This window comes from Pseudomonas sp. P1_F1_2 (assembly GCF_056405815.1).
In genome coordinates this window covers 22,715-29,305 of record NZ_JBFUBK010000083.1, presented here as the reverse complement: position 1 = coordinate 29,305, position 6,591 = coordinate 22,715, and the positions used below count along the sequence as shown (strand labels likewise).

7 protein-coding genes are annotated in these 6,591 nt (G+C 58.5%); 5 read left to right on the top strand and 2 right to left on the bottom strand.

The features are described 5' to 3' along the window. Nucleotides 1-345: LysR family transcriptional regulator (locus AC1D2P_RS21960; RefSeq protein WP_477811590.1), on the bottom strand; the 345-nt coding region annotated here is incomplete at its 3' end. Nucleotides 346-452: 107 nt separating this feature from the next. Between AC1D2P_RS21960 and AC1D2P_RS21955 the strand changes: the two genes are divergently transcribed. From AC1D2P_RS21955 to AC1D2P_RS21935, 5 genes are all read left to right on the top strand, one after another. Then, entirely contained in the window at nucleotides 453-1,319 is an 867-nt protein-coding gene (locus AC1D2P_RS21955; protein WP_477758381.1) for a pirin family protein, read from the top strand. A 93-nt stretch (nucleotides 1,320-1,412) separates the two neighbouring features. Then, nucleotides 1,413-2,096 carry an isochorismatase family protein gene (locus AC1D2P_RS21950; protein WP_046032648.1) on the top strand — a complete coding sequence of 228 codons (684 nt, stop codon included), beginning with the start codon at nucleotides 1,413-1,415 and terminating at the stop codon, nucleotides 2,094-2,096. A 56-nt stretch (nucleotides 2,097-2,152) separates the two neighbouring features. Further along, nucleotides 2,153-2,779, top strand: coding sequence for an isochorismate family cysteine hydrolase YcaC (ycaC, locus tag AC1D2P_RS21945; RefSeq protein WP_046032649.1), 627 nt, complete (start codon nucleotides 2,153-2,155; stop codon nucleotides 2,777-2,779). Nucleotides 2,780-2,937: 158 nt separating this feature from the next. Further along, entirely contained in the window at nucleotides 2,938-4,380 is a 1,443-nt protein-coding gene (locus tag AC1D2P_RS21940) for a mechanosensitive ion channel family protein (protein WP_223522616.1), read from the top strand. Nucleotides 4,381-4,525: 145 nt separating this feature from the next. After that, nucleotides 4,526-4,966 (top strand): carboxymuconolactone decarboxylase family protein, encoded by a 441-nt coding sequence (locus AC1D2P_RS21935; RefSeq protein WP_046032651.1) that lies wholly within the window; start codon nucleotides 4,526-4,528, stop codon nucleotides 4,964-4,966. Between the two features lie 141 nt (nucleotides 4,967-5,107). On the opposite strand, the gene AC1D2P_RS21930 is transcribed toward AC1D2P_RS21935, so the two are convergent. Then, a complete protein-coding gene (locus AC1D2P_RS21930) occupies nucleotides 5,108-6,484 on the bottom strand; it encodes a GGDEF domain-containing protein (RefSeq protein ID WP_109788150.1) in 1,377 nt (458 codons plus the stop codon). Nucleotides 6,485-6,591 lie beyond the last annotated feature (107 nt).

Genomic DNA, 6,591 nt, shown 5'->3' with positions numbered 1-6,591 from the left:
CATGTACCGCGTCAACATCGGCCCTACCCAGGAGTTGAGCAGTGCCGTCGGACAACTGATGCGCACCAGGCCTTGGGGTTCGGAGCGATTGCGCTCGATCAGTTCGGCGGCGCTTTCCGCTTCCACGCGCATGGCCAGGCAGCGCTGGTAGTAGGCCTGGCCGATTTCGGTCAGTGAACAATGTCGGCTGGTGCGATGCAGCAGCCGGACCCCGAGGCGTTCTTCAAGCTCGGCGATTCGCCGGCTGAGCTTCGATTTAGGCATGTCCAGCGCGCGTCCGGCCGGGGCGAAACCGCCGTGTTCCACCACTTGGGTGAAGTAGTAGAGGGTGTTGAGGTCTTCCATCATCGTTCTCCAGATAGAACGCTAAGACTGATTTTTGCAGTCTAGTGCACTAATGGTTGCGGTTTTAAGCTTTGTCCATGGCTTCACTCACCTCATCAGGAGACACCATGAAAAACATCATCGGTATCTACACCAGCCCACGTGCCCATTGGGTCGGCGACGGTTTTCCGGTTCGCACGCTGTTTTCCTACGACAACCTGGGCAAGCACATCAGCCCGTTCCTGCTGCTGGATCATGCCGGCCCTGCAGAGTTCACCCCGACCACCGAGCGGCGTGGCGTTGGTCAGCATCCGCACCGAGGGTTCGAAACCGTGACTATCGTTTATAAGGGCGAACTGGAGCACCGCGACTCCACCGGCAGCGGTGGCAAGATCGGCCCTGGCGACGTGCAATGGATGACCGCCGCCTCGGGGATCCTGCATGAGGAGTTCCATTCCGAAGGTTTCGCCAAGCGCGGCGGCACCCTGGAAATGGTGCAGCTGTGGGTCAACCTGCCGGCCAAGGACAAAATGGCCGACGCCGGTTACCAGACGATTCTCGATGGCGACATCCCGAGCATCCCGCTCAAGGACAGGGCTGGCAGCCTGCGCCTGATTGCCGGTGAGTTCGATGGCTACACCGGCCCGGCGCGCACGTTCACCCCGATTGATGTCTGGGACCTGCGTCTTAATGGCGGCAAATTGCTGACTCTGGACCTGCACGAAGGTCGCAACACCGCATTGGTGGTGTTGCGCGGTACGGTTCAGGTCAATGGTCTGGAGTCGGTGCGTGAAGGGCAGTTGGCCCTGTTCGATCGCAAGGGTGACAGGCTGACGCTGCAAGCCAGCCAGGACGCCGTGGTGCTGTTGCTCAGCGGTGAGCCGATCGACGAGCCAATTGTCGGTCACGGCCCGTTCGTGATGAACACCGAGCAAGAAATTCACCAGGCGTTCGCCGACTTCCAGTCCGGTCGCTTCGGCCAGATGCACGGTTAACCCGTAGCGCCTCAACAACCCGCTCTACACAGGATGCGTAGGCCGGTTCTCAGGCCAGGGATGGCTGTTGCCCAAACGAAAGAGGAAACGCACATGAATACCGTCAACGCGGCTAACTTCAACGGCCTGAAACCGACCATCGACCCCAATGACAGCGCCATGCTGTTGATCGACCACCAGAGCGGACTGTTCCAGATCGTCAAGGACATGGATGTACCGCAATTGCGCGCCAACGCGATTGCCCTGGCCAAGGCCGCGACCCTGTTGAACATGCCGGTGATCACCACCGCCTCCGTCCCGCAAGGACCGAACGGACCGTTGATCCCCGAGATTCATGAAGCCGCACCGCATGCCCAATACGTGGCACGCAAAGGTGAAATCAATGCCTGGGACAACGCCGAGTTTCATGCAGCAGTCAAAGCCACCGGCAAGAAAACCCTGGTGATCGCCGGCACGCTGACCAGTGTTTGCCTGGCGTTTCCTTCCATTGCGGCGGTGCATGAAGGCTACAAAGTGTTTGCCGTGGTCGATGCCTCGGGCAATCACTCGAAACTGGCCACTGATCTGACTGTGGCCCGTTTGACGCAAGCCGGGGTGGTGCCGATCGACATCATGGCTACGCTCTCTGAGCTGCAAGGCTCGTGGAACCGTCCGGATGCCGAGCAGTGGGCCGCTGTCTACGCCCAGGCCATGCCGCATTATCAATTGCTGATCGAAAGCTACCTCAAGGCTCAGCAAGTGGCGAATGAACACGAAGTGCTGGACTCCCAGCGCTGAACGGCAACCCCACGCCGATTTCCACTCGGCATCGATAACACGCGAGGACTATTGCAATGACCACTTCCTACAAGCGTCTCGACAAGAACAACGCCGCCGTTTTGTTGGTTGATCACCAGGCGGGGCTGCTGTCACTGGTGCGCGACATCGAACCGGACCGTTTCAAGAACAACGTGCTGGCCCTGGCTGACCTGGCCAAGTACTTCAAGCTGCCGACCATCCTCACCACCAGTTTCGAGACCGGCCCCAACGGCCCGCTGGTGCCAGAGCTCAAGGCGCTGTTTCCGGATGCGCCGTACATCGCCCGTCCTGGCCAGATCAACGCCTGGGACAACGAAGACTTCGTCAAGGCGATCAAGGCCACCGGCAAGAAACAACTGATCATCGCCGGCGTGGTGACCGAAGTCTGCGTGGCATTCCCGGCACTCTCGGCGCTGGCCGAAGGCTTTGAGGTGTTCGTGGTGACGGACGCTTCCGGCACCTTCAACGAGCTGACCCGGCAATCGGCCTGGGACCGCATGTCGGCCTCGGGTGCGCAGTTGATGACCTGGTTCGGCCTGGCCTGTGAGCTGCATCGCGACTGGCGCAATGACGTGGAAGGGTTGGGCACTTTGTTCTCCAACCACATCCCGGACTACCGCAACCTGTTTACCAGCTACAACGCGCTGACCAACAGCAAGTAAATCCGGCAACACCTATTCAATGTGGGAGGGGGGCAAGCCCGCTCCCACATTGATTTTTGGTGTTTAGAAAATTGCATTCATCTTGCAGAATCAAACACTCCTACACTGTGGCCAATGTGTGCGATCTTTGCGCCATCGGTCCTTGATGGAGTTGCTCGATGCTGGCTTTTTTCACCAATCACCCGTTGATCTGCGCACTGGTCCTGATCCTGATCGATCTTGGGCTGTGGCGTTTGATTACCGCCAGCGGCAGCAACTGGAAGCTGCTGGTCCGGCTGGTGATTTTCTCGTTGTTCAGCGTTCTGCTGTTCAACGAAGGCTTGAACCCACTCGAGATAGCCCCTTGGCCCGACAATGTGCCGTTGCACCTGGCGGCCACCGGTTTGCAGATCGGTTGGTGGCTGTTCGGCGCGCGGACCCTGACGGTGCTGATCGGTGCGGTGATGATGCAACGGGTCGGGCACACCGGGCGCTTGCTTCAGGACTTGCTCGGGGCGGTGATCTTCCTGATCGCGATCATCGCGGCGTTGGCGTACGTGCTCGATCTGCCCGTCAAAGGCGTGCTGGCAACCTCCGGCGCCGTTGCGATCATCGTCGGCCTGGCCTTGCAAAGTACCCTTAGCGACGTGTTCTCCGGGATTGTCCTCAACACCACCAAACCCTATCTACTGGATGACTGGATCTCCATCGACGGCACCGAAGGCCGGGTCACTGACATCGACTGGCGCGCCACGCGCATGCAAACCGCCCAAGGCAGCATGGCGGTGATCCCCAACTCGTTGGCGGCCAAGGCCAAGATCATCAACTTCAGCCGGCCGAGCGACATTTTCGGCGTGTCGATCAGCCTGCAACTGAGCCCGCACGCGCGCCCGCAAACGGTGATCGACGCGCTGGAACGAGCGATGCAGGGCTGTCGTTATTTTTTGAGTCATCCGGCACCGTGCGTAGCCCTCAAGGGCTCCAGCGCCGCGGGCGTGGAATATGAAATCAGTGGTTTCGTGGTCTCGATGGATCAAAAGCGCATGGTGCGCAATCTGCTGTATGACCTGGCCTACCGGCATTTGCAGGCGTCTGGTATCAACCTGTTGTCGAGCGTTGAGCCCAATGCGCCGGCGAACCTGTCGCGGGCACGCGCTTTGCTGGACAGCTCGAACATTTTCTCGACCCTGCGCCAGGATGAGAAAGAGACTTTCAGCCAGCACATGACCCTGCAAAACTTTCGTGCCGGGGACATGATTCTGCCGGCGGGGGAGATCAGCGATCATTTGTTCATCATCGAATCCGGGGTGGTTTCGGTGGAGATGAGCCGTGGCGGGGTCAAGTTCGAGCCGGGACGCATGGGGCCGGGCGAGGTGATCGGCGAGGGCGGGATTTTACTGGATGCCGCGATGCCGGCAGACTTCGTCGCCAAAACGGCCTGCAGCTTGTACCGGATCGAGAAGGAGTACCTCAAACCCTGCCTGGAGGCGCGGCATGACATCGGCGAGTCGATGAAGGCGCTGCTGGATTTCCGCTTGAACAAGGCACAGACATTGACTCAGGAAGTGCCGAAGGTGGTGGCGAGGAAGGGGTTTTTGCAGTGGCTGCGTAACAGGGCTTAGTGGACTGCGGAGGATGGCAATTTCAGACCCGGTTAATTTCTCATTGGTCTCCAATGGCCTCCTCGACTTCTGGAATATTGGCTATTTGTCAGAAGGGCGGGCGGGATTAACTTAGCTCCACGCCCACTTGCTATTGGAGTCCACCATGAAACCTCGTATCGATTTCTACACCGCTTCCCCAGATGCGCTCAAAGCCATGATCGCCCTGGAGACCGCTGTTTCGAAGCTGCCGCTGGAAAAAAACCTGATCGAACTGGTCAAGCTACGGACCTCGCAGATCAACGGCTGCGCCTTCTGCCTCGACATGCACAGCGCCGATGCCCGCAAGGGCGGGGAAGATGAGCGCCGTCTGTTCACGTTGTCGGCCTGGCGCGAAACGCCGTTCTTCACCCCGCGTGAACGGGCGGCACTGGCCTGGACTGAGTCCATGACGCTGGTGAGCCAGACTCACGCTCCAGATGAAGACTATGAACTGGCCGTGTCCGAGTTCAGCCCGAAAGAAATGGTCGACCTGACCGTGGCCATCACCACCATCAACGCCTGGAACCGCCTGGCGATCGGCTTTCGCAAAATGCCTCAAGCCTGATCAGTGAGCATCTGCTGACGGCGCGGCCGGTGGTTGCACCTTGCGCATCAAGGGCGCCATCGCCGTGGCGATGATGAAGCAGATGTTCCAGGTTTGAATCCTTATGGCTCGTTGTGCCCCTCAATTGATAGTTGATAAGTGTCAATCACTCACATAACGGTCACGCCCTTGCTGTTTGGCCTGGTAAAGCAAAAGATCGCCACGGATAAGCATGGCTTGAATGTTGTCTTCGGGCCCACGCCAAGCGGTGACACCTATGCTGCAGGTGACGCCAATGCGTGTTCCGGCATAGTCCAGCGTCGAATCGCGCAAGACTTGCAACAATCGCTCGGCCATCGATTGTGCACCTGTCAGATCAGTATCCGGGAGCAGGATGAGGAACTCTTCCCCGCCAGTTCGGGCGACCAGGTCATGTTGGCGTACGGCCTGGTTAAGTAGCTGGGCAAAAAACTTCAGCACCTCATCTCCCCCGTCATGACCGTAGGTATCATTGACCCGTTTGAAGTGGTCGATATCCAGCATCAATATGCACAACGAACTGGGCGTACGGATGGCCCTGGCTAACTCTGCCTCTGCCAGTGCCATCGCCTCCCGTCGGTTGTACAACCCGGTAAGAAAGTCGCGGGTAGCCGCTCGATGTTGTATCCCGTAGGCATCAATCAATCGCCCCGACAGCCAAATGATCAAGAACACACTGGCAAGCATGCCAACCATCATTAATAAGCCGAGACCATTCCAGCTCAGGAACAGCGACAGGAAACTCGGTGTCAGTGGTTCACTATAGAATTCCAGGTGCAGGGCCTGTTGTGGATCCACGATGTCCCGGACAAAACGCTCCTCGCCTTGCTCCTCGGAAAGGTGTGTGGTGGGCCAGCCGGCGTCTTTGACAGGTATCAGATCTGCCTTTTCGTCGGTGAAATGAATGTCGACATACAAAGGTGGTTCATTGCCGTGGCTCACGGAGACATGCACGATAAGTGCATCGACAAACGCCGGCCCGATGGCCGAGCGCGGCGGCAGCGGTAACGGCTGCAACCGGGTCCGGGTTTCCCGGATCACCGCGTAGCGCCCAATGCAGCTGTAGCCCAAAAGTTGACGGCTGGTCATCTGAATGCCGCCCTTTGTCAGGCGCATTTGTGGCGCCAGCGGACTGGGCAATGCTGCTACTTGATGGCTAGGCACCCGTAATGTGTACTGAGACAGCTCTTCGATACCTTCACTCAGGACCTCTGTGGCACGCTGCTGCTCGGCAATGTACTTGTCTGGCAGACACCCGGTCGGTAGGGGATTTGCCAGAAGTAGCGAATATTGCAGTTTATGGGTCGCCAGTTGGCGTACCAGGGTGGCATAGCCCCAACTGCTTCGATGAGCCAGCAATATTTGCTGCCCTTCCAGCAGCAGAACGCGCTGACGGTGATAGCGGTCGGCCACCCCGATAACGGCAATCAAGATCAAGACTGCCCCTATAATCCAGCTGCCAACCTTTACGGCGCGCGCATACTCGATTACCCACCTCATGATTGTCACTCCGACAGGGCATTGGCAGTGCTTGTTTTGCGATCCCGTTGCCAGGCAGTCGAGCACCTGCTCAGAGTAGATCATTTAAAGGGGTAGTCATCCCGCCG